Origin of the sequence: Streptomyces sp. NBC_01224, from assembly GCF_036002945.1 — a bacterium.
In the GTDB taxonomy this organism is placed as follows: Bacteria; Actinomycetota; Actinomycetes; order Streptomycetales; family Streptomycetaceae; genus Streptomyces.
Genome location: NZ_CP108529.1, coordinates 8131390 through 8158265 on the forward strand (window position 1 = coordinate 8131390; position 26876 = coordinate 8158265).

Sequence of the window (26876 nt, forward strand, 5' to 3'; positions counted from 1 at the left end):
CGTCCCAGAAATAGCAACAGATGTTGTCGCCCGATGGCCTGGCGCGCACGATCGCGACAGGAGGTTGTTCCCATGATCAATACGACGAACGACAAGAACAGCAGGGTGTGGCACGGCGGCGTCGACGAGGTCCACGACGTGGTGGTGGTCGGCGCCGGAGCGGCCGGACTCAACGCCGCCCTGCTCCTGGGCCGCGCTCGCCGCAAGGTGGTGGTGATCGATGCCGGCGAGCCGCGCAACGCGCCGGCCTCGCACATGCACGGCTTCCTGTCCCGCGACGGCCTGCCTCCCGCGACCCTGCTCGACCTCGGGCGGGCCGAGATCGCCCGCTACGGCATCCCGGTCCTCCGGGGCCGGGTGGAACAGATCGACCACGGCTACTACGTCCGCATGGCGGGCGGGGTGGTGCTCAAGGCACGCCGCGTCCTGATCGCGACAGGGCTGCGTGACGAGCTGCCCGACATTCCCGGCGTCCGCGAACGGTGGGGGAGAGACCTGCTGCACTGCCCGTACTGCCACGCCTACGAAGTCCGCGACCAGCCCCTCGCCGTCCTCGGCACACACCCGGGAGCGGTCCACCAGGCTCTGCTCCTGCGCCAGTGGAGCGACGACATCGTCTTCCTCCCGCACACCCTGGACCTGACCGCGCAGGACCGGGAACAACTGGAGGCACGCGGTCTTCACCTGATCGAGGGAGAGATCAAGCACCTCGTCGTCGACGACGACCGGCTGCGCGGAATCGAACTCGCCGACGGCCGCGTCGTGCCCCGCACTGCCGCCTTTCTCTTCCCGCGTTTCGTCCCGCACGACGAACTGCTGACCCGGCTGGGATGCGACAAGGACGACATCGGCTGGGTCGTCACCGACCGCACCGGCCGCACGAGCGTCACGGGCGTCTGGGCCGCCGGCAACGTCATCGACCCACGCGCGCAGGTCGTGGCCGCAGCCGGCATGGGATCCACCGCCGCCTTCGCCATCAACACCGACCTCCTGGACGAGGACGTCGACCGCGCCGTCGAACAGCACAGCCACGCAGCTGCCGCCGTCCGGTAGCCCACAGCACGGCAACGCCAGACCTCACACTCCTACCCGTACGAGACAGGGAGCCCGCGCATGACCGCACATGCCCCACGTCCGGTGGACAGCGTCACCGAGCAGACGTTCACCGCACGCGTCCTCCAAGCGGAGCGACCCGTCCTGGAGACGAAGGGGACGGCGGGATTGCGGGCCGGGCTCATGGATGCCTTGCGCGAGGCCGTGCGCACGGGGAGGCTGTCCCCCGGCACCCGGCTGCCGTCCTCCCGGAGCCTCGCTGCCGATCTCGGCATCGCCCGGAACACCGTCGCCGACGCGTATGCGGAGCTGGTGGCCGAGGGCTGGCTCACCGCCCGGCAGGGATCGGGCACCCGGGTGGCGCAGCGGGCCGAGCCGCCGCGGGCCGAGTCGCCCCGGGCGACGGGCGGGGCGGCGGGCCGGGCGCCGCTCCCTACGGTGCGCCCGCGACCCGCGCATAACCTGATGCCCGGCTCGCCGGACCTCTCCACCTTCCCGCGCGCCGAGTGGCTCAAGGCGTCCCGGCGCGCCCTGACCGCCGCCCCCAACGACGCCTTCGGCTACGGGGATCCGCGCGGGCGCGTGGAACTGCGCACCGAGCTCGCCGGCTATCTGGCCCGCGCCCGCGGCGTGTACGCGGACCCGGAACGGATCGTGATATCCGCGGGCTTCGTGCACGCCCTGAAACTGATGGGGGCGGTGTTGCGCAAGCGGCGGGTGCGCGAGGTGGCCGTCGAGTCGTACGGACTGGACGTGCACTGGCGGCTGCTCACGGAAGCGGGTCTGCGCGTCCCGCACCTCCCGATGGACGAATTTGGGGCCAGGACCGATGACTTGGGCGGGATGCCTGGGACCGGGGCCGTGCTGCTGACACCGGCCCACCAGTTCCCGACGGGTGTACCGCTCCACCCCGACCGGCGGGCCGCGGCGGTCGACTGGGCGCGTCGCACGGGCGGGCTGATCCTGGAGGACGACTACGACGGCGACTTCCGTTACGACAGGCAACCGGTCGGCGCCCTGCAAGGGCTCGACCCGGAACACGTCGTACACCTGGGCACGACGAGCAAGTCCCTGGCACCCGGGCTGCGGCTGGGGTGGATGGTACTGCCGGAGAACCTGGTGACGGAGGTGGTCGAGACGAAGGGCATCAGCGACTGCTCGTCGAGTGCACTGGAGCAGCTGACGCTTGCGGAGTTCATAAAGTCGGGTGCGTACGACCGCCATGTGCGCTCGATGCGGCTACGCTACCGGCGCCGACGCGGCCAACTTGTCGCGGACCTCGCGGAACGGGCCCCCAAGGTCCGGGTCATCGGCATAGCCGCCGGCCTGCACGCCGTGCTCGAACTCCCTGAGGGTGGCGAAGCGGCGGCGCTGCGCGCGGCGGCGTGGCAGGGACTGGCGCTGGAGGGGTTCTCGCGATTCCGTCATCCGGACGCGGCACCGGGCCGTGACGCCCTGGTCATCGGCTACGGGACGCCGACCGACAGCGCCTGGGCGGGCGCGCTGGACGTACTCTGCCGGGCGCTCCCGCAATCGTCTTCTTCGTCGTCAAGCCCGACCGCGCCCGGCTCGCCGACCTGCCCCAGCGACTCAGGGACGGACGACTCAAACCGATCGTCGGCGAGGTGAGGCCGCTGTCCGAAGCACCCGCCGCGTTCACTCCCGGCCGGCCCCCGGCAAGACCACCATCCGGGTCACGGACGGCGGATAGCCGGCCGCAGGGTGCACGGACTCCCTGCTCTCCCGGCCGGCGGGAACCCGCCCCCAAAGCCGCCGAACCGGGTGGGCCCCGGACCGTGGCAGCTTCAGGGTTGGGAGGTGCGCAGGCCTGGCCAGCGTGTCAGTTTCGCGGGATTCCACTGGATCCACACGCGTGTGATCCGTTCGCCGTCTACCAGCAGGTTGACCACCCCAGTGACCGCTCCGTCCCGCACCAAGGCGATTCCGGGACCTTCCTCGGTCAGCCGGGGGACGGGGCGTACGTCGGGCTGCTTGGCCAGCACACCCAGCAGGAAGCGCGCCACCTTCGAGGCGCCGGTGATGGGGTTAAGCGCGGCCCGCACCACGCCGCCGCCGTCGGAGCGCAGCGTCACGGAGGGATCGAGCGACGCCACCAGTGCTTCAAGGTTTCCCATTCGGCACGCCAACGTGAAAGCGGTGACGACCCGCGTGTGGGCGGCCTCGTCGACGGGGCGCCTGCGCTGTGCGCGTACCCGCCTACGAGCCGAGCTCGCCAGTTGCCGGGTCGCATCGGTGGAGCGTCCCACGACCTCGGCGATCTCGGCGTACGGCATCGCGAAGACGTCGTGGAGGACGAGTGCCACCCGTTCGGCGGGGGTCATCGATTCCAGGACGACCAGCAGCGCCGTACTGACCGACTCGTCCACCACTACCCGATCGAGCGGGTCCCCGGGGGCATGCTGTCCCAGAGTCGAGCCTGCGATGCCGGGGAAGGTTCCCTCCGGCACGGGTTCGGGCAGCCAGGGGCCGACGTACTGCTCACGGCGCACGCGCGCACTGCCCAGGACATCGAGGCAGACACGACTGGTTACGCGGGTCAGCCACCCCGCGGGGTTGATGACGGCGGCCCGCTCCACGTTACTGAGGCGATACCAGCGCAGATACGATTCCTGCACCGCATCCTCGGCCTCGCCGACCGTGCCGAGCATGCGGTAGGCCAGCCCCACGAGGCGGCGCCGCTCGGTGTGCGCCTCGTCACCGCGCGGACCGGTCGGCTCTGTTCCCATCACGCCTCCATTTGAGCACGGCCCGCCGATTCTCCGAGGAAAAAGGATTCCGGGCGCCCGCGCGATCCCGACACCTCACATTCTGCCCGGCTGTCTCGTCAGACCTGGTGGCGGGCCCACCGGCCGGATGACGACCGGGCCCACCGCCGCTTGAACGAACGCACCTCCGCAAAGGAAGACCATGAGCACTGTGAACCTCGGCAAGCAGCACCCTGCCACCTACAAGAACCTGGGGGCGCTCGACGCTCAGGCCGACACCGCCGCGCGGGAGGCGGGGCTCGATCCACTGCTTGCCGAGCTGGTGAGAGTCCGGGTCTCGCAGCTCAACGGCTGCGCCTTCTGCTTGCGCATGCACACCCGCGACGCCCTCGCCAAGGGCGAGAGCACCGACCGCCTCGCTGTCCTGGCTGCCTGGTGGGAGTCGCAGTACTTCACCGCCCAGGAACGCGCGGCCCTCGCCCTGGCCGAGCAGGTCACCGAACTGACCGTCCCGGAGCGGCGCACTTGGGACGACGGTTCCCTCACCGACGAGCAGGTCTCCGCAGTCAGCTGGCTCGCAATCGTCATGAACGCCTGGAATCGGGTCGCCATCAGCAGCCACTATCCGGTCACCCCCTGAAGCCGGTGCGACGCCGCGGGCAACGCCCCGCTCGTCCCAGAGGGCTCCTGACCGGCCGTGATCGATCCAGGCGAAGTCCGAGGCTGACGCGCTGCGGCCTAGGCCTGCGGCGGTAGGTCCCTGGCTCGGAGTGAGGAGCGTCCGAGGCGGCAGAAGGCCGCTTCGGACGCCCTTTCCCGTGTATGGCCTGCGGATACTGAGGTTTTCGCATTGTCGTCGAGTGGCGACTATTGGTGATCCCTGCGGTATGCCGGAGAGATGCGGTATGCGGAGGGTGGGGGCCTGACTGCTGAGCGGCGGGCGTCTCATGAACAGGTGCGGCTGGAAGCCGGTAGGCGGTTCGCATCAATCGCCTGTGCAGTCAACTCGCCAGCGTTTTCCCTGCGTTGGAGCGCGCACTGAATCTCGGCAATATCGGCCCGCTGATCCTGCTGACCGGCTACCAGACCCCGGCCGCCCTGCGTCGCACCGGCCGCAGCCGACTGGAGACGTGGCTCAGGAAACGCAAAGTCCGCAGCGCCGAGGCCCTCGCCACAGCAGCCTTGCAAGCGGTCGAGCGCCAGCACACCGCCGTCCCGGGGGAGAAGATCACCGCTCAGGTGATCCACACCCTGGCGAAGGAGGTGATGGGCCTCAACGAGCAGATCACGGAGATGGACAAGCTCATTGCGGCCCCGTTCAGCCGAGTACCCGGCGTGAGTACATGTCCATGACGCAGGCGAGGTAGAGCCATGAGGGTCCGACCTGCACGTATGTGATGTCACCGCACCACTTCTCGTCCAGAGCACCGGCGGTGAGCTCCCGCTGGACCAGGTCCGGTGCCGGCGGCGCGAGACGGTCCGGGATCGTGGTCCGCTTCTTCCTTCGCAGGTGGCGGCCGACGATGTGGTGTTTGCGCATCAGCCGTGTTACTCGCTTGCGGTTGACCGTGCGTCCGAAGCTGCGCAGTGCGGCATGCACCCGCAAAGCGCTGTAGTTCCCGCGGTGTTCGGTGTGGATCTCGCGGATCTCTTCCACCAGGGCACCCTCGTCGGCCTGACGGGCGGCCCGCGCATCGGCGCCGGCGATCCACCGGTAGTAGCCGGAGCGGGACACTTCCAGTACCGGCATATCCGCTTGATGCCGAAGCTCTCGGCGTGGGCGGAGACGAAGTCCCAAGCGGCGGTCTTCACTTCATCTCCCGGGCGAAATTCGCCGCTGCCCGGCGCAGGATCTCCCGCTCCAGATGCCATTCCTTCTCCGCCTTGACCAGACGTGCGTTTTCCGCACGCAGCCGGGCCAACTCGTCCTCCGGGCCCTGCGACGCGCCGCCGTCTGCCGGACGACCGTCCGCGTCGCGCACCCACGTGCGCAGCGTCTCGGGGTTGACGTTCAGATCGGCCGCGACGTCCTTGAACGTCCGTCTGCCCGCCGAAGCCCGCCACAATGCGATCACGTCGGACCGGAACTCCGGACTGTACTTCGAGGGCCGTACCACGTTGAGCTACACCTTCCAGGACCAAGAAGATCCATGGTCAGGTGTCCACACCACGGGGGTCGCCTCAGGCGGGCGCCAATCCCTGGGACCTCGACGCCCTCTTTGCCTGGCGTCCTGGACAGCATCGCCGCCGACATCGCAGGGCATCACATCGGGGCATGAGCTGTCGCGGCGGGCCGTCAACTGTGGTTGGGCTCGGCACGTAGGCCGAGTGGCCGGCTGCCGCGCTCGCGAGCGCTGTCGTGCGCCAGCCGCGGACGGGTCCGCGCGCACCGCACCCGGCGGGCAGCGGCCCAAGGCGCGGAGCCCTCAGGAACGGTCACTGACCCCACAACTCAAGGCGCCTCTGGACAACAGCCGCCGGACAGGCCCCACACGTACCGTAGCTGAGAGGCGATGACGCTGTTCACCGCATGGAAGGCCATCAGGTACGACGTGCTCGGCTGAACCTGCCGTGTAACAGGATTCTCGGAGGCGCGTCCAGACCTAACGGGGGCCTACTTGGCCAACTGCGTCCGGCCCCGAAAATTGCCGGGCCGGGCCGCTGGGGGATCCGGCTACCTGCTGCCTACACCGCCGTCGGCGAGCACCTCCATCTGACACGGACAGCGCGCCGTTTGGCCGATTCCACAAGGCTTCGAAGGAACTTCTGAAATCGCGTCCAACGAAGACGCATACCCACCGGTCCAGACTTTCCCCGTGGCAGCGACTGCACCTGCCGCGCCCCGCGGCCGGTGCTGCTTCCAGACGTCAGCGCCGCATACACCGCAACACACAGCTGCAAGGCCATCGGACCCGATCCGTACTCGCTGAACAGGGTGATCTCGCTATGAACTCCATGTCCCATCCAGCGGCACTATCGCCCCTCAAGGCCGTCGAGAGCGCCGAGCGTGCATTGCGCGAAGCGCCGTTTGCCGCCGGGCTGTCGATGGCCGTGACCAACCGCACCGGCGTCATGTCGTCGAGCGTGCACGGGCTCGCCGATGTCGCCGCCGGGCGGCCGGTCACCGCCGACACGCTCTTCGAGATCGGCTCGGTCTCGAAAGGATTCACCTGCGCGCTGCTGCTGCAAGCCCAGGACGCGGGGCTGATCGACCTCGATCAGCCGGTGGCCCGGTACCTGCCGTGGTTCCGGGTGCGCTCGCGCTTCGCACCCGTCACTGTACGGCACCTGATGACGCACACCGCGGGGATCATCGAGGGCTCGGACTTCTCGGGGGAAGCGGCGTTCGAGGTCTGGTCGCTGCGTGAAACTGAGGCGACATCTCCACCGGGGACCTGGTTTCACTACTCCAACGTCGGCTACAAGGCGCTGGGCCTTGTCCTGGAAGCCGTCCACGAGCGGCCCTACCACCAGATTCTGCGAGAGCGCCTGCTGGCTCCGCTGGGCATGACGTCTGCGGTACCCGCGATCACCGACGGGGTGCGGCCCCGGCTGGCGGTGGGGTACGAACCGCGCTCCGGCGGCAGTGCCCAGATCGCAACCGACGGTCTGATACCCGCGACCTGGCTCGAAACCGCCACCGCGGACGGCAGCATCGCCGCCACCGCGCTGGACATGACGGCTTGGCTGAGACTGCTGCTCGGGACGGGCACCGGCCGCCTGCTGTCGGACCACGGCCGAGATGAGATGTTCCTCCCCGCAATCGCCATCGACGACGACCACTCCGGCTCCTCCTACGGCCTGGGCATCAGGACGGGCGAGATCGACGGGCGCCATCATGTCTGGCATTCCGGCGGCATGATCGGCTACTACTCGGCAGTCGCCTGCGACCTCGACTCGGGGATCGGAGCCGTCGTCCTTGCCAACGGGCCCGGGCCCTGGCAGGAAGCAGCCCTGCACGCTCTCGCCGCCGCACGCGCCGAAGCTGCGGGAGCGCCGGTCCCCGAACTCACCGTTCTGCCGCACGACGAGGAGCCTCCCCGCGCCGACCCCCCGCCTCCGGCGTGGGCGCCGTTCGTCGGCCACTACCGCTGTCACAACCCCTGGCTGCCCGGCCTGCGCGTCATCGCGCGCGACGGCAGGCTGTGGGCCTGGCTGGGCGACGGTGACGAGCAGGTGCTCACCCAACTGCCGGACGGCAGCTTCCGGATCGGCGCGGACGAACGGTCACCAGAGCGTCTGCGGTTCGACACCGTGATCGGCGGCACCGCGACCCGCGCTACACACTCCGGGTGCGCTCTCTACCGGTCGTTCACCCCCTGAGGACGGAACCGGACGACCCCTCCGGCGCGACGAGCGTCACCGGATCGCCGAGCACCGATCACCGCAGCGGTCGCGTTCCCCCTCCCCGCAGGGCCACAGGATCTCCACTCCCACCCGTACCCGAGGTGATGTCCCCATGAGACTCAGACGCACCTTCGCTCCTTGCCCTGCCCGGTCACGTGGACCGAGCCGCTTGCGGCGAAGTGGCGTTGCCGTCGCCGCCGTGATGGCTCTGTGCTTCAGTGCCGCCTGCGACAGTGCCGCCACCCGGAACGTCTTCCGGCTCGGCGGCACCGAGCCGATCGACTCGATGAACCCGTTCGTGGCCGTGAACTCGTCGTCGTACTCGGTCTTCGAGAACATCTATCCGTCCCTGGTACAGGTCGACCCCGCGCTGAAGACCGTGCCGGACTTCGCCGGCAGCTGGCAGATGTCGCCGGACGGAAAGACCTGGACGTTCCACACCAAGCCCGGCGCGAAATGGTCCGACGGCGAACCACTGACAGCCGCGGACGCGGCCTGGACCTTCGAAACGGTCATCAAGCACCAGGAAGGGCCCACGGGCAGCCTGGCCGGCTACGTCGCCTATATGGAGAGCGCCACCGCGCCCGATCCCAACACCCTGGTGCTGAAGTACTCCCGGCCGGTCGCCAACGTCCTCGCCCAGATGTCGGGCATACAAATCCTGCCCGAGCACATATGGGCGCGATACGCGGTCGGCAACGGCAAGGGCCTGCTCACCTTCACCAATCCGGCACCGGTCGTTTCCGGCGGCCCGTTCACCCTGGTCAAGTACGCCCAGGGCCGCATCGCACTGCTGAAGCGCAACCCGCGGTACTACGGCCCCGCGCCGCACATCGACGGACTCGGCCTGCAATTCTTCGACACCGACGACGCGATGATCACCGCCCTGAAAAGCGGCCGGCTCGACGGGGTGCAGTCGGTGGCGCCGACTTCGGTGGCCACGCTGAAAGCGGCGGGCCTCACCGTGGCGTCAGCTGCCGGAGCGGCGTTCGACGACCTCATCGTCAACGCGAACCCGAAGCAGGCGGCCGACCATCGTGAGCTGGTCAACCCGCTGGTCAGGGAGGCATTCGACCGAGCGATCGACAGGAACGCGATCGTCAAGACGGCACTGCTCGGCTTCGGCCGGCCCGGGGCGTCGATCATCCCGCCGTCGACCGGGCACTGGAGTGACCCGACGATCAAGCCGACCCCGTACGACCCGGCCGCGGCGAACCGTTTCCTGGACGAAGCCGGTTACCGCATGGGGCCCAACAAGATCCGGATCGCGAACGGCCACCCGATGTCGTACACCGTGATCGCGCCCGCCAGCATCACTAACGGGTACGGGGCCCGCTCGTTCCAGATCATTCAGGCCGGCTTCAAGAAGATCGGCGTCCAGCTCGTCCCGAAGCACATGGACGTCTCGGCTGCCAACGAGGCTCTCTTCGCCAAGAAGTACCAGAGTTTCGAGGCCGCGATGTGGGGCTTCTCGCTCACGACCGACCCGGACGGGATGCTCTCCTATCTGACCTGCCGGTCCCGGTACAGCCTCAACGACACCGGGTACTGCACCAAGTCCTGGGACGGGTTGTACGCGAAGCAGGCCACGGCGATGAACCCGGCAGTCCGGCAGCGGATCGTCCATCAGATGCAACAGGCCGCCGCCCGGGAGCATTTGTACCTGGTGCTGGACTATCCGGATTCGATCGAGGCGCACTCCCCATCCTGGACCGACCTGCCAATGATCGAGGGCGGTTCGTTCTCGGCAACCTCGAAGATCCCGTTCCAGACCGTCCACCGGGTCGGGTGAGCGATGAGCCACGAAACGCGGAGTCGGCCCGCCCACTCCCCGGCTGAAGGGGGAGGCCCGTGAACCGCACGGAACATCTGTTGAAGCGAGCGGCGTTCGCGCTGACCACGATCTTTGTAGCGGTTACGACCAACTTCTTCCTCTTTCGCGTGCTGCCGGGTGACGCGGTGACGAACATGGCCCGGGTGCCGCACGCCAGCCCCCAGCTCAAGCACGCGCTGACCGCGGAGTTCGGGCTGGACAAGTCGAAATGGGAGCAGTACCTGATCTATTTGCGCAACCTCTGCCACGGGGACATGGGTATTTCGTTCGCCCATCGGCAGCCGGTGCGCGAGTTGCTGATCGCGGACCTGATGAACACCGTGCCGATGGTGCTGGCCGGTACCGTTGCCGCGATCGTTGCGGGCGTCTTCTCGGGAGTCATTTCTGCCTGGCGGCGCGCGTCAGTAGCCGATCACCTGAGCACGAACCTGGCGATCTTCGCGTACGCGCTGCCCAGCCAGTGGCTCGGTCTGGTGCTCCTGATCCTGTTCGCCGGGGTCCTCCCGTCGGGCGGGATGATGAACGAGTTCCTCTTCGAGCCCGCGCCGTTCTGGCAACACCTGGGTGACATCGGTACACACGCGATCCTGCCGGTCGGCACACTGATGCTGACCGCCTACGGCGGCTACACGCTGGTCGTGCGCTCGTCGATGCTGGAGATTCTCGGAGAGGACTACGTCCTGACCGCGCGGGCCAAGGGTCTGCCGGCCCGGCGCATCGTCTGGAGGCATGCGGTGCGCAACGCGATGCTGCCGATGGTCACGCTGATCGCTCTGGACCTCGGATACATAGTCGGCGGCGCCGTGCTGATCGAGGTGCTCTTCAGCTGGCCCGGTATCGGCCTGGCCATGTACACCGCAGTCAGCCAGCGGGACTACCCCATGCTGCAAGGCGGATTCCTGATCCTGACCGTCTCGGTGATCCTCCTGAACTTCCTCGCCGACCTGGTCTACGCCCGACTCGACCCAAGGATCCAGCGATGAGTGTGCAGATCAGCAAAGCGTCACCCAGCGCGGAGGTCGTCGGTCCACACCGGAGCGGTTTCCTTCGCACCGCGTTGCGTGAGCACAAGGCCGCGGTCGCGGGCCTTGCCGTCATCGTGTTCTTTGTCGTTCTGTCCGTGATCGGGCCCTACATATCGCCGTACAGCGCGACAGCACAGACCTGCGCGGTCTACGCCCCGCCGTCGGCGCAGCACTGGCTCGGTTGTGACGACGGTGGCATCGACATGTTGTCGGAACTCATACAGGGCGGGCGTGTCTCGCTGCTGGTCGGCTTCGCCGCCACCCTGATCTCCATGGTGATCGGTGGCGGATTCGGGATCCTGTCCGGGTACTTCGGCGGCTGGGTCGATACCTCGCTGATGCGGATCACGGACTACCTGCTGGTCATTCCCGACCTGGTGCTCGCCATGGTGATCGCCGAAGTGTGGGGGGCGAGTCTGCTCCACGTGATCATGGTGATCGGCATCCTCGAGTGGACCTCCACGGCTCGGATCATCCGAGCCGAGGTCATGTCGATTCGCGAGCGTGTCTACATCAAACGCACGCGCGGACTGGGCGCCGGCAACGCCCGCATCATCGGACGGCACATCCTGCCGCAGGTCGGACCGCTCCTGGTCGCCAACACCGTGCTGACCGTGGCCGTGGCGATCTACCTGGAGACAGCACTGGCGTTCCTGGGCCTGGAGGACCCCGGCGTAACGACCTGGGGGACCATCCTGAACAACGCGTTCCAGCGCACCGCGATCAGCTCCGGCGCCTGGTGGGCGATCGTCCCGGACGGATTCGTGATCGCCGCGGTGATCGTCGGCTGCTTCCTGCTCGGTCAGGCCATCGAAGACACCCTCAACCCCCGGTTGAAGGTTGCCCATCTCTCAGTACGCCGCTGGCGGTTGCGCCCGCTGATCGGAAGAGGCGAGGACGCGATATGAGCCTTCTGGAGTGCAGGGACCTGCATGTCTGGTTCGACCAGACGCACGGCGGCCAGGTGCACGCGGTCAACGGGGCGAGCTTCGACCTGGATGCGGGGCAACGGTTCGGCCTCGTGGGTGAGTCCGGGTGCGGCAAGACCACGACGATCCTGGCGCTGATGGGGCTGTTGCCGCCGACCGCCTCGGTGGCGGGCGAGGTCCGTATCAACGGCACCGACATTCTGTGCGGCGGCGAGGAATCGGTCCGCCCGTTCCGCTGGCGGGACATCGCCATGGTGTTCCAGGGCGCGATGAACGCCTTCAACCCGATGAAGACCGTCGCCTGGCAAATCGCCGAACCGATGGTCTACCACGGCGTCGCGGACCGGGCAGAGGCCCGCAGCCGCGCCAGTGAACTACTGGAGCTGGTCGGAATCCCCGCCGCGGCCGGGAAACGCTATCCGCACGAGTTCTCCGGCGGCATGCGCCAACGTGCGGCGATCGCGATGGCCCTCGCCTGCGAGCCGAAGATCCTGCTCGCCGACGAGCCGACCACCGCGCTGGACGTGATGGTCCAGGCGCAGGTCCTGGAACTGCTGACCCGTCTTTCCGACGAGCTGGGCCTCGCGCTGATTCTGGTGACGCACGATTTGCCGGTGGTCGCTCAGACCTGTGAGCGGGCCGCCGTCATGTATGGCGGCGAGATCGTGGAGGACGGGCCGGTCGCCGATCTCTACCATGCCGCCAGCCATCCCTACACCCGGCTGCTGTTCGCCGCCACACCCGACCTCTACGGGGAGGAGCGGATCACCACGATCCCCGGGGGGCCACCTCGGCTGGACTCCGTCATCGCCGGCTGCCCGTTCCGGCCACGGTGCGACGTGCCAATGGAGCGGTGCGACGGCGAGCACCCAACGCTGAGTATCACCGGCCCGGACCACCGTGCCGCTTGTCACCGCAACGAACTCCAGGGGGCGAAATGAGCACGCCGCACGCGGCGGCACCAGCGGCGGAATCACTGCTGGAAGTGGAGGGACTGGCGGCACGCTACCCGGTGCGTCGCGGACTGACCCAAGTACTGGCACGCCAAACAAGGCGCTGGGTGCATGCAGTCGACGGAGTCAGCCTCAGCCTGGCCCGCGGCGAGATGGTCGCCCTGGTCGGCGAGTCCGGCTGCGGGAAGACCACGACTGTCCAGACGATCAGCGGCATGGTTACGCCGTCCTCCGGCTCGATCCAGCTGGACGGAGCCGAGATCGTCGGCCTGTCCGAACGGAGGCTGCGCCCCCTGCGCAGACGGATGCAGATGATCTACCAGGATCCCTACGAATCGCTGGATCCACGGTTCCGGGTCAGTCAGACGCTGGTGGAACCGATGCTCATCCACGGTATCGGCGGTTCGCGGAGCGACCGGGCCAGGCTCGCCGCCGAGGCCCTGGAACGGGCTGGCCTCGCGCCGGCGGGGGCCTTCCTCGACCGCTACCCGCACGAGCTGTCCGGCGGGCAGCGTCAGCGGGTGGCGATCGCCGCGGCGCTGGTCCTCGGCCCTGATCTGCTGCTCGCCGACGAACCAGTGTCCATGCTCGACGTCTCGGTCCGTGCCGGAGTGCTCGCCCTCCTCGACGCGCTGCGCCGCGACCCCGGGATGGGAATCCTGATGATCACTCACGACCTCTCCACCGCGGCCCACTTCGCGGACCGCATCGCCGTCATGTACCTGGGCCGCATCGTCGAGCAGGGGCCGGCGCAGACGGTGGTCCGCGCCCCGCGCCACCCTTACACCCGGGCCCTGCTGTCGGTGGTTCCCGACCGGGACCCCCGTAAGGCCGGGACGCCACAGATTCTGACCGGCGAGGCCCCCGACCCGGCCAACGTGCCGTCCGGCTGCCGGTTTCGCACCCGCTGTCCCGTCGCCGAAGCGCAGTGCACGACGGCCGATCCACATCTGCGATTCCCGTCGGACGCGACAGACCCGGCCCACGAGGTCGCCTGCCATCTCGCCTAGGCCCTCACGCCGTAGGAACACCTGCTGACCTCGAAGATCCCCGGCACACCCTCCGACCGAGAAGAAGCCCATGACACTGACCAAGCCCTCGCGCGCGCCACGCCGCCAGCGCATCGACGACCTGACCACGTTCGCCGTTCCGGAGCAGCCGGCACTGTCGCCGGACGGCAACGAGTGCCTCTACGTGCTGCGCACCTGCGACGCGGAAGCCGACCGGAACGTGCGCGCCATCTGGCGCGTCGGCACCCGCACCGGCCGGCCGCGGCAACTGACCCACGGCACGGCCGACACCTCACCCGCGTGGTCACCGGACGGCGGACGCATCGCCTTCCTGCGCACGCGGGACGAGGCACCGCAGATATGGCTGCTCCCCGCCGACGGCGGGGAGGCCGAGCAACTGACCACACTGCCGCTCGGGGCCGGTGCGCCCGTGTGGAGCCCGGACGGCACGAAGATCGCCTTCGTGGCAGCGGTGGATCCGCTCGCGGCCGACTCGGACGGCATGTCGCCCGCGGCCCGTGCGAGCGCGCCGCTCGTCGCAGACCGGCTCACCTATCAGGAGGACGGCGCGGGTCTGCTGGGCGTCGTACGCCGCCACCTGCACGTCCTCGACCTGGCCACCGGGCGATGCCGCCAGGTGACCGAGGGGGACTGGCATGCCAACTATCCTGCCTGGTCACCGGACTCGACACGGCTGGCGTTCGCCGCGGCGATGGCTCCGGACGCGGATCTGCGGGCCCGCATGCCCGTGTACGTCCTCGACGTGACCGGCGAGCCGGCGAGGCCGGAGCCGGCCGGCCTGCCCGACGGGTTCGCCGGTCCGATCCTGTGGACGCCGGACGCAAGGGCACTCCTCGTCGTGGGGACTGCCGGCGAACCGGCCGGCCACGCCCGCCTCCTGCGCGTTCCGCTGGACGGCGGCACACCGGTCGAGCCGGCCGCCGCACTGGACCGCAACGTGATGCCAGGTGCCCCGAGCTACCCCGGGGCCCTGCCGCAGTTCGGCGACGGCGGTCGCACGATCCTGTTCTGCGTCCGCGATCGTGGCTGTACCCACCTGTACGCGGTGTCCGCCGACGGTGGCACACCCCGCCCACTCGTCGCGGGCACCGGGCGGAACGTCCACGGCCTGTCGGTGGCGGGTGACACGGCCGTCATCGTGCTCGGCACGCCGGCCTCGTTCGGCGAGATCGTCACCGTGGACCTCGCGACGGGCGCGGAAACAGTCCGGACCGAACACGGAGCTGGCCTGGCCGACGTCGAGCTGTTCCCGCGAGAGGAACGGGAGTTCACCGTCTCCGACGGCACGGTCGTCCATGGCTGGCTCATCCACGATCCTGCCGCGGAAGGACCACGCCCCCTGCTCCTGGACATCCATGGCGGACCGCACAACGCATGGAACGGTGCCGCCAACGAGGTGGAGCTCTACCACCAGGAACTCGTGGCACGTGGCTGGGCCGTTCTGCTGCTGAACCCGCGTGGCAGCGACGGGTACGGCGAGCAGTACTGGAATGCCGCGCTCGGTGCCTGGGGCGAGGCCGATGCGAAGGACCTCCTGGAACCCATCGACGATCTCGTGGCAGCGGGGATCGCCGACCCTGCCAGGCTGGCTGTCTCCGGCTACAGCTACGGGGGATATCTGACCTGCTACCTCACCAGCCGGGACGACCGGTTCGCGGCCGCGGTGACGGGCGGAGTGATCAGCGACCTCGTCAGCCTGGCCGGCACCGCCGATGACGCCCACCTGTTCGGCCTGTCCGAACTCGGCGCCCTTCCGTGGACCGCCCCGGACCGCTACGCGGCGATGTCACCGCTGACCCGGGTCGACCAGGTCAGGACGCCGACCCTGATCCTGCACGGCGCGGCAGACCTGGGCTGCCCGGTCGGCCAGGCCCAGCAGTGGCACACGGCGCTGCGAGGGCGCGGCGTACCCACCCGGCTCGTGCTCTACCCGGAGGCATCGCACCTGTTCGTCCTCGACGGGCCGCCGTCGCAGCGGATCGACTTCAACCGTCGCATCGTGGACTGGGTCGAGCAGTACGCCGGCAGTAGCTCCGGACCTGCACGGCCCCGCCTCGACGCCGCGCACTGGCAGCGCCGGCTGACCACGCTGGCCGAGCACCACCACGTACCCGGAGCCACGCTCGGCATCCTGCGGATGGGTTCCGGCAGGGAGGACGAGCTCGTCGAAGCCGCGTACGGCGTGCTCAACAAGGACACCGGTGTCGAGACGACGACCGACTCCGTATTCCAGATCGGCTCGATCACCAAGGTCTGGACGGCGACGGTCGTCATGCAGCTCGTCGACGAGGGTCTGCTGCACCTCGACACCCCGATCGCCGAAGTCCTGCCCGAACTGCGGCTTTCCGAGCCGGACGTCGCCAAGCGCGTGACCATGCGGCATCTGCTCACGCACACGAGCGGCATCGACGGCGACGTCTTCACCGACACGGGACGAGGGGACGACTGCCTGGAGAAGTACGTGGCACTGCTGGCCGACGTGGCGCAGAACCATCCGCTGGACGCGACCTGGTCCTACTGCAACGCCGGTTTCTCGTTGGCCGGCCGGGTGATCGAGAAGCTGACCGGCGACACGTGGGACGAGGCCATACGGAAGCGGCTCTTCACCCCACTGGGCCTTGAGCGCACGATGACGCTGCCCGAAGATGCGCTGCTGCACCGCACCGCCGTTGGGCACGTGACCGACGGTGCGACCGAGCCAGTGCGTGCACCGGTGTGGGGACTGCCACGAGCGGTGGCGCCCGCCGGCCTGATCAGCTCGACTGTCGCCGACGTGCTCACGTTCGCGCGAATGCACCTCGCCGGCGGGCCGGCGCACGATGGCACCCGGCTGCTCACCGAGTCGAGCGCCGCGGCAATGGCCGATTTCCAGGTGGAACTGCCGGACCACTTCGACCTCGCCGACTCATGGGGCCTCGGCTGGTCCCGTATCGGCTGGGACGGTCGCCGGCTCCTCGGGCACGACGGCTCGACGATCGGACAGGACGCTTACCTGCGCCTGCTGCCCGACGAGCGTCTCGCAGTCGCTCTGCTCACCAACGGCGGCAACACGACGGGGCTGTACGAGGACCTGTTTGGCGAGATCTTTGCCGAGCTTGCCGACGTCGCGATGCCGCCACCGCTCGGCCCACCGGCCCTGCCCGTGCCGCAGGACGTACGACCCCATCTGGGCACGTACGAGCGGGCGGGCGTCCGGATGGAGGTGCTCGACGGGGACGACGGTCCGATCCTGCGGACGACGGTCACCGGCCCGCCGGCCGAGCTGACGCCCGGTCCGGAGACCGAGCAGGCGATGGTGCCGGTCAAGGAGAACCTGTTCGTCGTCCACGAGCCCGAGGAGCAGTCCTGGGTTCCGGTGACCTTCTACGCCCTGCCGACCGGCGAGCGGTATCTGCACGTCGCCTCGCGTGCTACACCGAAGGCGGACTGACATGGACCTCACAACTCTTGGCGCCGACATGACCGCCGCGCTGCCGGAGATGCTCGCCGACATCGAGGCGCTCGTGACATGCGAGTCGCCGTCCAGCGACCTGGCCGCGCTCGCCAGAAGCGCGGACACGGTGGCACGGATCGGCGCACAGCGGCTCGGAGTGGCCCCGGAACGCATCGTCCTGGACGGGCGTACGCACCTGCGCTGGCGCCTCGGTGACGGGCCGCCCCGCGTGCTGCTGCTCGGGCACCACGACACCGTATGGCCGATCGGGACGCTGACGACCCATCCGTTCGCGGTCGCCGACGGCGTGCTGCGCGGCCCGGGCTGCTTCGACATGAAGGCAGGTCTGGTGTTGGCGATGCACGCCGCGGCTCGCCTTCCCGACCCCTCGGGCGTGACGATTCTGATCAACGCCGATGAAGAGATCGGCTCGCCCAGCTCGCGGACGCTCATCGAGACCGAGGCCACCGGCCTGGCCGCGGCTCTGGTGCTTGAAGCGGCAGCCGACGGCGGCGCGCTCAAGACCGAGCGCAAGGGCGTCTCGCAGTACGAGGTGGCCGTCTCGGGCCGGGCCGCCCACGCCGGTCTGGAACCCGAGCGCGGTGTCAACGCCACCGTCGAGACAGCTCATCAGGTGCTGGCAGTGACCGCGCTCGCCGACCCGGACCGGGGCACGACGGTCACACCGACGCTGATGTCGGCGGGTCTCACGTCGAACACCGTGCCGGCCGCCGGGGAGTTCACGGTCGACGTGAGGGTCCGCGACGTCGCCGAGCAGCACCGGATCGACGCCGCGATGCGCGCCCTGCAGCCGACGCTGGACGGTGCGCGCGTGGAGATCACGGGCGGCCCGAACTGTCCGCCGCTGGCCGCGGAGGCGTCAGCAGCCCTGTACGCGCGCGCCGTGGCCGTGGCCGCCGACCTCGGACTGCCTCCACCAATCCGTGCCGCGGTGGGTGGCGGCTCGGACGGCAACTTCACCGCCGGCGTCGGCACACCCACGCTGGACGGGCTCGGCGCGGTGGGCGGCGGCGCCCACGCCGACGACGAGCATGTGCTGGTTGCCGAGTTACCCGCATGTGCCGCCCTGGTTGCTGCGCTCGTCGCGGGGTTGCTCGACGAGGCGTCGGCCGGTCCCTCCCCAGCGAGCCGATCACGACGTTCCCGGACGAGGTCACGAGAATGAGAATGGAGCGGGTGGTGGATTCGTACAGTCTCCGCGCCGGTGCGGATCCGGGCGCTGATGCCGCGGTGAACGCCGCAGACCTGGCCGCGCGCGCAGCGGGCGTTCACGTCCGGGAGGTCGTCGAGCTCGGTGAACTCGAAGCGGTGCACAGGCTTTACGACACGATCTGGCGCCCCGACCCGTCGAGCCCGCCGGTGACGTCCGAACTCCTGCGAGCCCTGGCCAAGGCCGGAAACTACGTCACCGGCGCGTTCGATGGCCCCCAGCTGGTGGGCGCGTGTGTCGGCTTCTTCCGCCCACCTGCGGAGGAGGCGATGCACAGCCACATCGCCGGGGTGTCCGCGGCGGCATACGGCCGGAGCGTCGGCTTCGCCCTCAAGCTGCACCAGCGCGCCTGGGCGATGACGCGTGGCGTCTCGGAGATCGCGTGGACCTTCGACCCACTCGTCAGCCGTAATGCGTACTTCAATCTGGCCAAACTCGCTGCCGGGGCCCCGGAGTACCTGACCAACTTCTACGGCGGCGTGCACGACGGCATCAACGGAGACGATGACACCGACCGGCTGTTCGTCCGGTGGTCCTTGCGCACGCCCGAAGTGGTGGCCGCCTGCGCCGGAACAGTCCGGCCGTGCGACGCGGAGTCCGAGCAGCGACGCGGAGCCGTGGTGGCGCTCGCCTGCTCCGACGACGGGTCGCCGGTGCCCGGTGTGCCGGATGGCGACACGCTGCTGGTGGCCGTGCCGCCCGACATCGCGTCGCTGCGCGGGGCAGAGCCCGAACGCGGCCGGGCGTGGCGCACCGCGGTACGTGAGGTGCTCACGGCAGCGATGGCGGATGACCTCCACATCGCCGGATTCGACAAATCCGGTTGGTACGTCCTCAAGCGCGACACAACAGAAGGGCAGCACGCATGAAACTGACCGGAGTGGAACTCCGCCGGATCCGCCTGCCACTCGTGGCACCGTTCCGTACCTCATTCGGCACCGAGACGGAGCGCGAAGCCCTGCTCCTGCGTGTGGTTGCCGACGAGGCGGAGGGCTGGGGAGAATGCGTCGCCACGGTCGATCCGCTGTACTCCTCCGAGTACGCCGACGCCGCGGTGGATGTACTGAGCCGCTTCCTCATTCCCGCCCTCGCGGCGCACGATCGGCTGAGTGCCAACGCCGTCGCACCCGCACTGGCCCGGTTTAAGGGACACCGGATGGCCAAGGCGGCGCTCGAGATGGGCGTACTCGACGCCGAACTGCGCGCCCTGGGCCGGCCGCTGGCGCAGGAGCTGGGCGCCGCACATGACCGTGTCCCCTGCGGGGTCTCGGTCGGCATCATGTCCTCCATCGGCGAGCTCCTCGACGCCGTCGGAGGCTACCTCGATGAGGGATACGTCCGCATCAAGCTGAAGATCGAACCCGGATGGGACATCGAACCGGTACGCGCGGTACGCGAGCGGTTCGGCGACGACGTGCTGCTGCAGGTCGACGCGAACACGGCGTACACACGCGCCGATGCACGCCATCTCGCAAGGCTCGACCCCTTCGACCTGCTGCTGATCGAGCAGCCGCTCGACGAAGAAGACATCCTCGGCCACGCCGAGCTGGCCAAAGCTGTCCGCACGCCCATCTGCCTGGACGAGTCCATCACATCGGCCCGCGCAGCTGCTGACGCGATCGGGCTCGGCGCGTGTTCGATCGTCAATGTCAAGCCCGGACGCGTCGGTGGGTACCTCGAGGCTCGCCGCATCCACGACGTCTGCGTCGCTCATAGCGTGCCGGTGTGGTGCGGCGGGATGCTGGAGACCGGTCTGGGCCGGGCGGCGAACATCGCACTGGCGGCACTGCCCGGCTTCACACTGCCCGGCGACACATCCGCCTCGGACCGCTACTACCGAACGGACATCACGAACCCGTTCGTCCTGAGCGACGGCCACCTTCCGGTGCCGACAGGCCCCGGCATCGGCGTCATGCCCCTCGCCGACGAGCTGAAGGCAGTCACCACCAGTACCCAGTGGCTGCCTCTGTAGGTCGCTGGACGCGATCTGGCCGTTCGTTGGGCAGTAGTTGGAGCCGCTGAAGCCCACGGATCGTCCGAGATGTGAACTCTGAAATGTAGACCGGCTCAGCGGTTCCAAGATGCCGGGAGGGGCTTGGGCGTACTCGTCGTGGGTTCCCGGGGTCCGGACCCCTTGAACGCTGAGGCCGGCCGCCGCTCCTCCCGCCGTCGCGGCCAGGTTGTCGAGCGTCGACGTCAGCACAACGCCCTCTGTTGATCCGGGCTTCGTCCCTGGAAAGAGACGGGCGGGTGCTGACGCTCGCGCTCGGCAACGTGACCGAGCACCTGATCCGACCGTTGACGCTTGTGGTCCGAGCCACCCGCAGGGACCACTGAGCCTGTTCCGCTTTGAAGGACACCGTTGGTGTGGTGGTCAGGCCGCGAGTGGAGTCCTTGATGGCGTTCCTGTTGTTCAGGTGGCCCGGGAGGCTGGGGCGCCTCGGCAGTCGGTGTACGCCTGGACCGGGCGCCAGCACACCGCCGTTACCAGGGAGAAGATCACCGCGCAGGTGATCCGTGCCCTGGCGAAGGAGGTGATGGTCCTCAACGAGTACATCGCAGAGCTCGACAAGCTCAGTGCGGTCCGGTTTCGCGAGCAGGAACTCGCCGAAGTGATCTCCAGCATGCCCGGCATCGGCCCGCTGCTGGGCGCGGAGTTCCTCGCCGCCACCGCCGGCGTCATGTGCCGATACGGCACCGCCGACCGCCGCCAGCACTACCACCGCGGCCTGCAACGCGTCTCTACGCTCCGCGGTCATCAGCATCCGCAACTGCGGCGCTTCTACGAGCGCAAGCGCGCCAAGGTACGCGGCGCACCCAGGCTGTTCTCGCGCTGGCTCGGCGACGGGTGATCGTCCTGTGGGACCTGATCCGCGTCGGACGGTGCTTCCAACGTGAACTCCCGGCCACAGGTGCGGCTTGACAGCGTCATTGTGTGGTGAACCGGTCGCTGACCCGGAGCTGGATCCAGAGCAGGAGGCGCTCATCCTGGTCGGCAAGGCTGAATCGGAAGATTTCCTCGGCGCGCGTGATCCGGTATCGGCACGTGTTCGGATGCACGTTGAGCCGGCGGGAGGCGGCGGCGATGTCGCTGTTGGCGTCCAGGTAGGTGAGCAGCGTTCTGGCGTAGGCCGTAGCGTGCTCGCGGTCGTAGACCCGAATGGCAGGTCCCAGCCCTTGCATCATCCGGGGATTGCCGGCGAGGTCCTCGGTCAGCTCCAGAAGGGTCGCGCTCGCCCGGACCTCGTCGATGGTGGCGACGGAGGGCATGTCAGGCTCGGCCGGCCGCTCAGCGAGGACCTTTAGTACCACATCGGCATCCTGGCGTGAGCGGGCCGCCAGGTGCAGCCCGGCGACGTGGGAACCGAGTGCGGCATGGATGGGAATCCGAAGGGCCAACATCGCCCGCCGGGCGATGTTGGCCACGAAGTCGTGGTACGACTGCCCGGCAGGCCCCGTTGGCAACAGAGCGTAGACGGTGCCTTCGATCAGCGCGCACCCGTGCCGCCCGTAATGCGCCTCGACGTACACGCTGACGAGGTCCGCCAGCCGCGTGGCCGCCTGCGCGGTGGCGATGCCATCGCCGTCGCGGGGCACAACGACGAAGGCGGCCACGGCCACGGAGACGTCCGGGTTCAGGCTGAGCTGCGGCGCCACGATGTTGACGGCAGCCGGGTCGGCCAGCAGCCGTCGGAGCACATCGGCGCGCTGGCGGCGGGCGACATCAGCGGCTGTACGCGCCGCCAGCAGGTGCAACGCGGCGGTCGCCGCGGCCTGCGAGAGGGCTTGCACGGCATCGTGGTCGAGAGTGCCGGCGTCGACCACCCAGATCGACCCGAGCAGTTCGCTCCCGGCGTGCACACTGACGGCCAGGCGAGGCAGGCCGCTCGGGTCGGTGAACCTCTGAACCAACGTGGTGCCGTGCACCTCGCGGTATAGTGCACCGTTCGCCGGGAGTTCGGGTACCTGCAGGCCGAGAATGCCCTGTCGTCGGTCTTCATCGATCGGCTGGTCGGGCAGAGTGGAGTACGCCAGGATTCGCTGGCGCGGGTCTTCTATGGTCGTCGCGCCGCCAACCATGGCCGCGATCGCGTTGGCCAGGGCGAACAGGTCCCCGACGGCTGGCGCACCAGCCCCATGAACGGTGCGCCCGGTTTCCGCCAGAACGGAGGAGACCAGGGCATCAAGATGATGCCAGGCCATGTCCTCGTCCGCTGCCAGAAGCGAGATCCCTGTCTCCGATGCGGTGGCCACCAGCTGGCCGGCTGACTCGCCGTAGCGCTTGATGACCAAACATGTGTAACCTGCCAGCGCCGCTTGCCCGAGCAACTCGCCGGCCTCGACGCTCGTCGGCCGCACGCCCACAGCGAAGAGCATGGCGTTTCGCATCGGTGGCAGCGGCGCACGCGGTTCGTGGATCAGCGCGCCGGACACCGGTACATCGGCTCCGTCCTGCGCAGTCAGAAGGTGCAGCGGCGCCGGTCCCAGCGCTTCGAGGATTTGCCTGAGCACCGATACCGTCATCCGAAGATGCACCCCCTATTTGGCTTGCTTCCCAGTATTCGTCCGGAACCTCTGGCTGCGGCCCGGCCGGAGCCAGACGCTCCCGCTTGGCTGACCCCAGTTGAAGCAGGGCAGTGCCTTGCCGGCTGCGGCCCAAAACACCTTCGCGCTCACCTGAACCGCCCGTGACGCGCCACTACTTGAACGGTGCGCAAGAGGCTCACCGTACCCGTCGGCGGCGAGCGAGCTGGGGCCCCGCCGACGGGGGCGCCATTGTCCGCAGAGAGATGGGCATCCGCTGCGGCGGCAGACCGGCCCTCGCGCCGTGATCAAGAACCCTGCAAGCCTTCTTGGCTCGAGGCGGTGTGCCGCAACAACCGCTGAGATGGCTGGCGTTGTGAGTATCTCGGCGGTTTCCAGGGCTGGACGAGTATCGAAGGGAGCCTGTTGGGTTGCTTTCCGCGGAGCAGGTTCGATCGCTGCTCAAGTGTCAATCTCCTCGAACCGTGGAGATCTTCCAAGCGGCCAGCTCCAAGGCGGGGTTGGTTGGCCCGGTGGTCGTGCTGGATGACCGCGCCCATTCGCAGGTCCGCCGCCGCGTGGACGAACCGGTGTACCGCCGCGACGGCGTCGTCGTCCGCTGCGTGGCTTCTTCGGTGGCGCTCTTCAGTCGAGTTAGATGCCGGATTTACCGCGAGAGGATCCCGGTGGACTGGTGTGGACTTTTTGTCTGGCCTGGATGTACTGTCCAAATATGGGAAACGTGGAAGAGGGCCGGGACCCTCGTGTGCGGATGTGGGCGCCTGTGTGCCGGGCCGTCGCGCTGTTGCTCGGCCCGTACGCCGAGGTCGTTCTGCATGACCCTGAGACCGACCGAGTCCTGGAGATCTGGAACCCGATGACTTCCCGCCGCCCGGGGGATCCTTCGCTGCTCGGCGAACTGGACGAGCTCGACCCGTCGGCGCAGGACGTGTACGGGCCGTACGAGAAGCTGCTCGCGGACGGTCGCCGTCTGTCATCGGTCAGCGCGGTCCTGCGGGATGCGCGGGATGAGCCGTCTGCGGTGCTGTGCATCAATCTCGACCGCACTCCGCTGGAACAGGCCGCGGCGGTCCTGTCCGCCTTCGGTGCGCCGACCGTAAAGAGCCCCGAGCCGCTGTTCGAGGAGGACTGGTCCGAGCGCATCCAGCACGTGATCGGCACCTACGTCCGCGAAATGGGCCGCCCCGTCGAACGCATGACCCGCCAGGACCGCCTGGCCGTCCTCGGCCGCCTCGACGAGGCCCGGGTGTTCGCGGTGCGCCGCGCCACCCCTGCCGTCGCCGGGGCGCTGCGGGTGTCCCGGTCCACCGTCTACGGCCTGCTGGCCGAACTCAGAGCACCCAGCGCAAAGGACCGACAACCATGACCCGGCTGCCCGACTTCCGCCTGGAAACGTACTTCTCCCGCTGGGAATTCACCGCCCGCCACCACCTGACCGCCTCCGACGTCCAGACCATGACACTCAGCGAACTGCTCGCCCTGGCCGAGGACAAGGATCGCGAGGCCTTCGAGAACCTGTCCCTGGGCTACACCGAGACCTTCGGCGACCCGGCCCTGCGCGAGGTGATCGCCCAGGGCTACGAGCACGCCGACGCGGACGACGTCATCTGCTTCGCGGGTGCAGAGGAAGCCCTCTACCTGGCGATGAACGTCCTGCTTGACGCGGGCGACCACGCGGTGGTGGTGACCCCGAACTACCAGGCCGCCGAGACCGTGCCTCTGGCGCTGTGCGAGGTCACCGGCGTAGCCCTCGATCCGGACCGGGACTGGGCCCTGGATCTCGACATGGTGGCGGCGGCCATCCGGCCCAACACCCGGATCGTGTCAGTGAACTTCCCCAACAACCCCACCGGCAAGGTTATCGACACCGCCGACTTCACCGCCCTCGCGGGCCTGTGCGACGAGCGCGGCATCCACCTGTTCAGCGACGAGGTCTACCGCGGACTCGAACGCGACCCCGCCCGCACCCTGCCGCAGGCCGCAGACCTGTCCGAGCGCGCACTGTCATTGAACGTGACCTCGAAGTCGTTGGGGCTGCCCGGGTTGCGCATCGGCTGGATTACCTGCCGCGACCGCACCCTGCGCTCGCGCCTGGAGCGGGCCAAGCACTACACCACCATCTGCAACTCCGCGCCCAGCGAGGTCCTGGCTCGCATCGCACTGAAGGCCCGCGAGACGATCCTGGCCCGCAACTGGGCCCTGATCGCGGCCAACCTGCCGGCCTTCGAGGCGTTCTTCGCCGAGTTCGTGGACGACTTCGAGTGGCAGGCGCCGGACGGCGGATGCGTCGCCTACCCCCGCTACCTCGGCGCCGACGGGGTAGCGGAGTTCTGCACCCGCCTGGTGGAGGAAGCCGGTGTCCTGCTGCTGCCCGCGAGTATCTACCGCTCCGAACTCACCGCCACCCCCGCCGACCGGTTCCGCATCGGCATCGGCCGCCGCAACCCGGAAGAAGGCCTGGCCGCCTTCGCCGCGTGGATGCGAGCGCGCCGATGACCCTCCCCGTCATCGACACGGCCGCCATCAAGAAGACGGCCACCTTACAACTGGTCCTCGACACCGTCCGCGACGCGCTGGTCGCGCACGCCGAGGGCCGCACCAGCGTGCCGACGCCGCTGCACATGGACCTCCCCGAAACCGACGGGGACTGTCACGTCAAAGCCGGCTGGATCACCGGCGCCACCGACTTCACCGTCAAGATCGCCACCGGCTTCTACCGCAACCCCGCTCTCGGCCTTCCGACCAACCACGGACTGGTCTGCGTCGTCAGCGCCCGCACCGGACAGGTACGCGCGCTCCTGGACGACCGCGGTCTGCTGACTGCCTGGCGTACTGCCGCCGCGGGCGCGCTCATCACCCATGCCATGGCCCGGCCCGGCGCCGTCACCCTGGCCGTCTTCGGCACCGGCGAACAGGCCCGCCTCCAGGCGATCTGGCTGGCCAAACTCCGCCCGGTCGGCGCGGTGCTCGTCCACGGCCGCAACCCGCACAAAGCCGCCGCCCTGTGCAACGATCTCAAAGCGCGCGGCCTGCCTGCCCGGCCGGCTTCGGCACAACAGGCGGTCACCGCCGACATGGTCATCACCACGACTCCGGCGGCAGTCCCCGTCCTGGATGCCGCCCAGGTACGCGAGGGAGCACACGTGACCGGCATCGGTACGGACATGCCGCACAAGAACGAGCTCCCGCCAGCGCTCTTCCACCGCGCTGAGCTCATCGCCACCGACGACCACGCCCAGTGCCTCGACCACGGCGACTTCGGCCACGCCGTCCGCGCCGGTGCCACCACCCAGGACGGCGACATCGCCGCCGGCCTGCTGCTCAAAACACCCGTCGACCGTTCTGACACCGCGATCACGGTCGCCGACCTCACCGGCGTCGGAGCACTCGACGCGGCACTCGCCTCAGCCGTCCTCGACCAACTCCTGCTCTGAAAGCCCAACTGGAAGGGAACGTGTGATTTAGACGGTGTGAGACTTAGACCGACCGGCAAATGGAGGGCGGCGTCGCGGGGTCCGGCACGTACTCCCCCAAGGCCTTTAGGGCCAGGGGGGACCCCCTTCGCGTTGCCTCCCTCCTCCGCCTTGCAGCTGCACGCACCAGACCCCGCTCCTTCTCCCGCCCTCCATTTGCCGGTCGGTCTTATACGGAACAGGCCGAAGAGATCCCCCTTTGGCAGGTGTCAACCGGACCGGTCCCCAATACTTTTGGCCACCGCGGCGGCCGGTGCAGCGGTTGCCGTACCCACGGGGAAAGCGGCGCATGCGTA

The 26876-nt window shown here is 68.9% G+C and carries 18 protein-coding genes and 4 pseudogenes; 19 read left to right on the plus strand and 3 right to left on the minus strand.

Annotation, left to right across the window (positions count from 1 at the left end; genetic code table 11):
- Positions 1 to 72: 72 nt before the first annotated feature.
- From OG609_RS36905 to OG609_RS36915, 3 genes and pseudogenes are all read left to right on the plus strand, one after another.
- Complete coding sequence (locus OG609_RS36905; RefSeq protein ID WP_327276798.1) at positions 73 to 1053, plus strand: NAD(P)/FAD-dependent oxidoreductase; 981 nt, start codon at positions 73 to 75, stop codon at positions 1051 to 1053.
- Positions 1054 to 1113: 60 nt separating this feature from the next.
- Positions 1114 to 2583, plus strand: a pseudogene (gene pdxR / locus OG609_RS36910) (MocR-like pyridoxine biosynthesis transcription factor PdxR); the annotation flags it as partial.
- A gap of 5 nt (positions 2584 to 2588) precedes the next feature.
- Positions 2589 to 2764: pseudogene (locus tag OG609_RS36915) on the plus strand (NADP-dependent oxidoreductase); the annotation flags it as partial.
- Between the two features lie 94 nt (positions 2765 to 2858).
- On the opposite strand, the gene sigJ reads toward OG609_RS36915, so the two are convergent.
- Positions 2859 to 3800 carry an RNA polymerase sigma factor SigJ gene (sigJ, locus tag OG609_RS36920; RefSeq protein WP_327276799.1) on the minus strand — a complete coding sequence of 314 codons (942 nt, stop codon included), beginning with the start codon at positions 3798 to 3800 and terminating at the stop codon, positions 2859 to 2861.
- 181 nt (positions 3801 to 3981) lie between these two features.
- Between sigJ and OG609_RS36925 the strand changes: the two genes are divergently transcribed.
- Positions 3982 to 4419 (plus strand): carboxymuconolactone decarboxylase family protein, encoded by a 438-nt coding sequence (locus tag OG609_RS36925; protein WP_189281718.1) that lies wholly within the window; start codon positions 3982 to 3984, stop codon positions 4417 to 4419.
- Positions 4420 to 4763: 344 nt separating this feature from the next.
- Positions 4764 to 5099 (plus strand): annotated as a pseudogene (locus OG609_RS36930) (IS110 family transposase); the annotation flags it as partial.
- Position 5100: 1 nt separating this feature from the next.
- Here the strand turns inward: OG609_RS36930 and OG609_RS36935 are convergent.
- Positions 5101 to 5896 (minus strand): annotated as a pseudogene (locus tag OG609_RS36935) (IS3 family transposase); the annotation flags it as partial.
- An 829-nt stretch (positions 5897 to 6725) separates the two neighbouring features.
- On the opposite strand from OG609_RS36935, the gene OG609_RS36940 reads away from it, so the two are divergent.
- The 11 genes from OG609_RS36940 to OG609_RS36990 all read left to right on the plus strand — a co-directional run bounded on the left by OG609_RS36940 (position 6726) and on the right by OG609_RS36990 (position 21414).
- The gene (locus tag OG609_RS36940; protein WP_327276800.1) at positions 6726 to 8102 is read left to right on the plus strand and encodes a serine hydrolase domain-containing protein; all 1377 of its coding nucleotides are present in this window, start codon (positions 6726 to 6728) and stop codon (positions 8100 to 8102) included.
- A 226-nt stretch (positions 8103 to 8328) separates the two neighbouring features.
- A complete protein-coding gene (locus OG609_RS36945) occupies positions 8329 to 9918 on the plus strand; it encodes an ABC transporter substrate-binding protein (protein WP_327278313.1) in 1590 nt (529 codons plus the stop codon).
- Positions 9919 to 9977: 59 nt separating this feature from the next.
- Complete coding sequence (locus OG609_RS36950; RefSeq protein ID WP_266364203.1) at positions 9978 to 10943, plus strand: ABC transporter permease; 966 nt, start codon at positions 9978 to 9980, stop codon at positions 10941 to 10943.
- The gene (locus OG609_RS36955) at positions 10940 to 11893 is read left to right on the plus strand and encodes an ABC transporter permease (RefSeq protein ID WP_327276801.1); all 954 of its coding nucleotides are present in this window, start codon (positions 10940 to 10942) and stop codon (positions 11891 to 11893) included. Before OG609_RS36950 ends, OG609_RS36955 begins: the two co-directional genes overlap by 4 nt.
- A complete protein-coding gene (locus OG609_RS36960; RefSeq protein WP_327276802.1) occupies positions 11890 to 12855 on the plus strand; it encodes an ABC transporter ATP-binding protein in 966 nt (321 codons plus the stop codon). Before OG609_RS36955 ends, OG609_RS36960 begins: the two co-directional genes overlap by 4 nt.
- Complete coding sequence (locus tag OG609_RS36965) at positions 12852 to 13877, plus strand: ABC transporter ATP-binding protein (protein WP_266364209.1); 1026 nt, start codon at positions 12852 to 12854, stop codon at positions 13875 to 13877. The genes OG609_RS36960 and OG609_RS36965 overlap by 4 nt, the downstream gene beginning before the upstream one ends.
- 70 nt (positions 13878 to 13947) lie before the next feature.
- Complete coding sequence (locus OG609_RS36970; RefSeq protein ID WP_327276803.1) at positions 13948 to 17328, plus strand: serine hydrolase; 3381 nt, start codon at positions 13948 to 13950, stop codon at positions 17326 to 17328.
- A 1-nt stretch (position 17329) separates the two neighbouring features.
- A complete protein-coding gene (locus tag OG609_RS36975; RefSeq protein ID WP_327276804.1) occupies positions 17330 to 18517 on the plus strand; it encodes a M20/M25/M40 family metallo-hydrolase in 1188 nt (395 codons plus the stop codon).
- Positions 18518 to 18531: 14 nt separating this feature from the next.
- Entirely contained in the window at positions 18532 to 19431 is a 900-nt protein-coding gene (locus OG609_RS36980) for a GNAT family N-acetyltransferase (protein WP_327276805.1), read from the plus strand.
- Complete coding sequence (menC, locus tag OG609_RS36985; protein ID WP_327276806.1) at positions 19428 to 20534, plus strand: o-succinylbenzoate synthase; 1107 nt, start codon at positions 19428 to 19430, stop codon at positions 20532 to 20534. Before OG609_RS36980 ends, menC begins: the two co-directional genes overlap by 4 nt.
- A gap of 445 nt (positions 20535 to 20979) precedes the next feature.
- Positions 20980 to 21414, plus strand: a complete 435-nt coding sequence (locus OG609_RS36990; protein WP_327276807.1) for a hypothetical protein — start codon at positions 20980 to 20982, stop codon at positions 21412 to 21414.
- 76 nt (positions 21415 to 21490) lie between these two features.
- Here the strand turns inward: OG609_RS36990 and OG609_RS36995 are convergent, their stop codons facing one another.
- Positions 21491 to 23086 (minus strand): PucR family transcriptional regulator, encoded by a 1596-nt coding sequence (locus tag OG609_RS36995; RefSeq protein ID WP_189281706.1) that lies wholly within the window; start codon positions 23084 to 23086, stop codon positions 21491 to 21493.
- A 733-nt stretch (positions 23087 to 23819) separates the two neighbouring features.
- Between OG609_RS36995 and OG609_RS37000 the strand changes: the two genes are divergently transcribed.
- From OG609_RS37000 to OG609_RS37010, 3 genes are read left to right on the plus strand one after another with little or no spacing between them, the layout of a single operon-like run.
- On the plus strand, positions 23820 to 24473 hold the full coding sequence (locus OG609_RS37000; RefSeq protein ID WP_327276808.1) for a helix-turn-helix transcriptional regulator: 654 nt from the start codon (positions 23820 to 23822) through the stop codon (positions 24471 to 24473).
- The gene (locus OG609_RS37005) at positions 24470 to 25603 is read left to right on the plus strand and encodes a pyridoxal phosphate-dependent aminotransferase (RefSeq protein ID WP_327276809.1); all 1134 of its coding nucleotides are present in this window, start codon (positions 24470 to 24472) and stop codon (positions 25601 to 25603) included. Before OG609_RS37000 ends, OG609_RS37005 begins: the two co-directional genes overlap by 4 nt.
- Entirely contained in the window at positions 25600 to 26541 is a 942-nt protein-coding gene (locus OG609_RS37010) for an ornithine cyclodeaminase family protein (protein ID WP_327276810.1), read from the plus strand. The genes OG609_RS37005 and OG609_RS37010 overlap by 4 nt, the downstream gene beginning before the upstream one ends.
- The last annotated feature ends 335 nt before the right edge of the window (positions 26542 to 26876 follow it).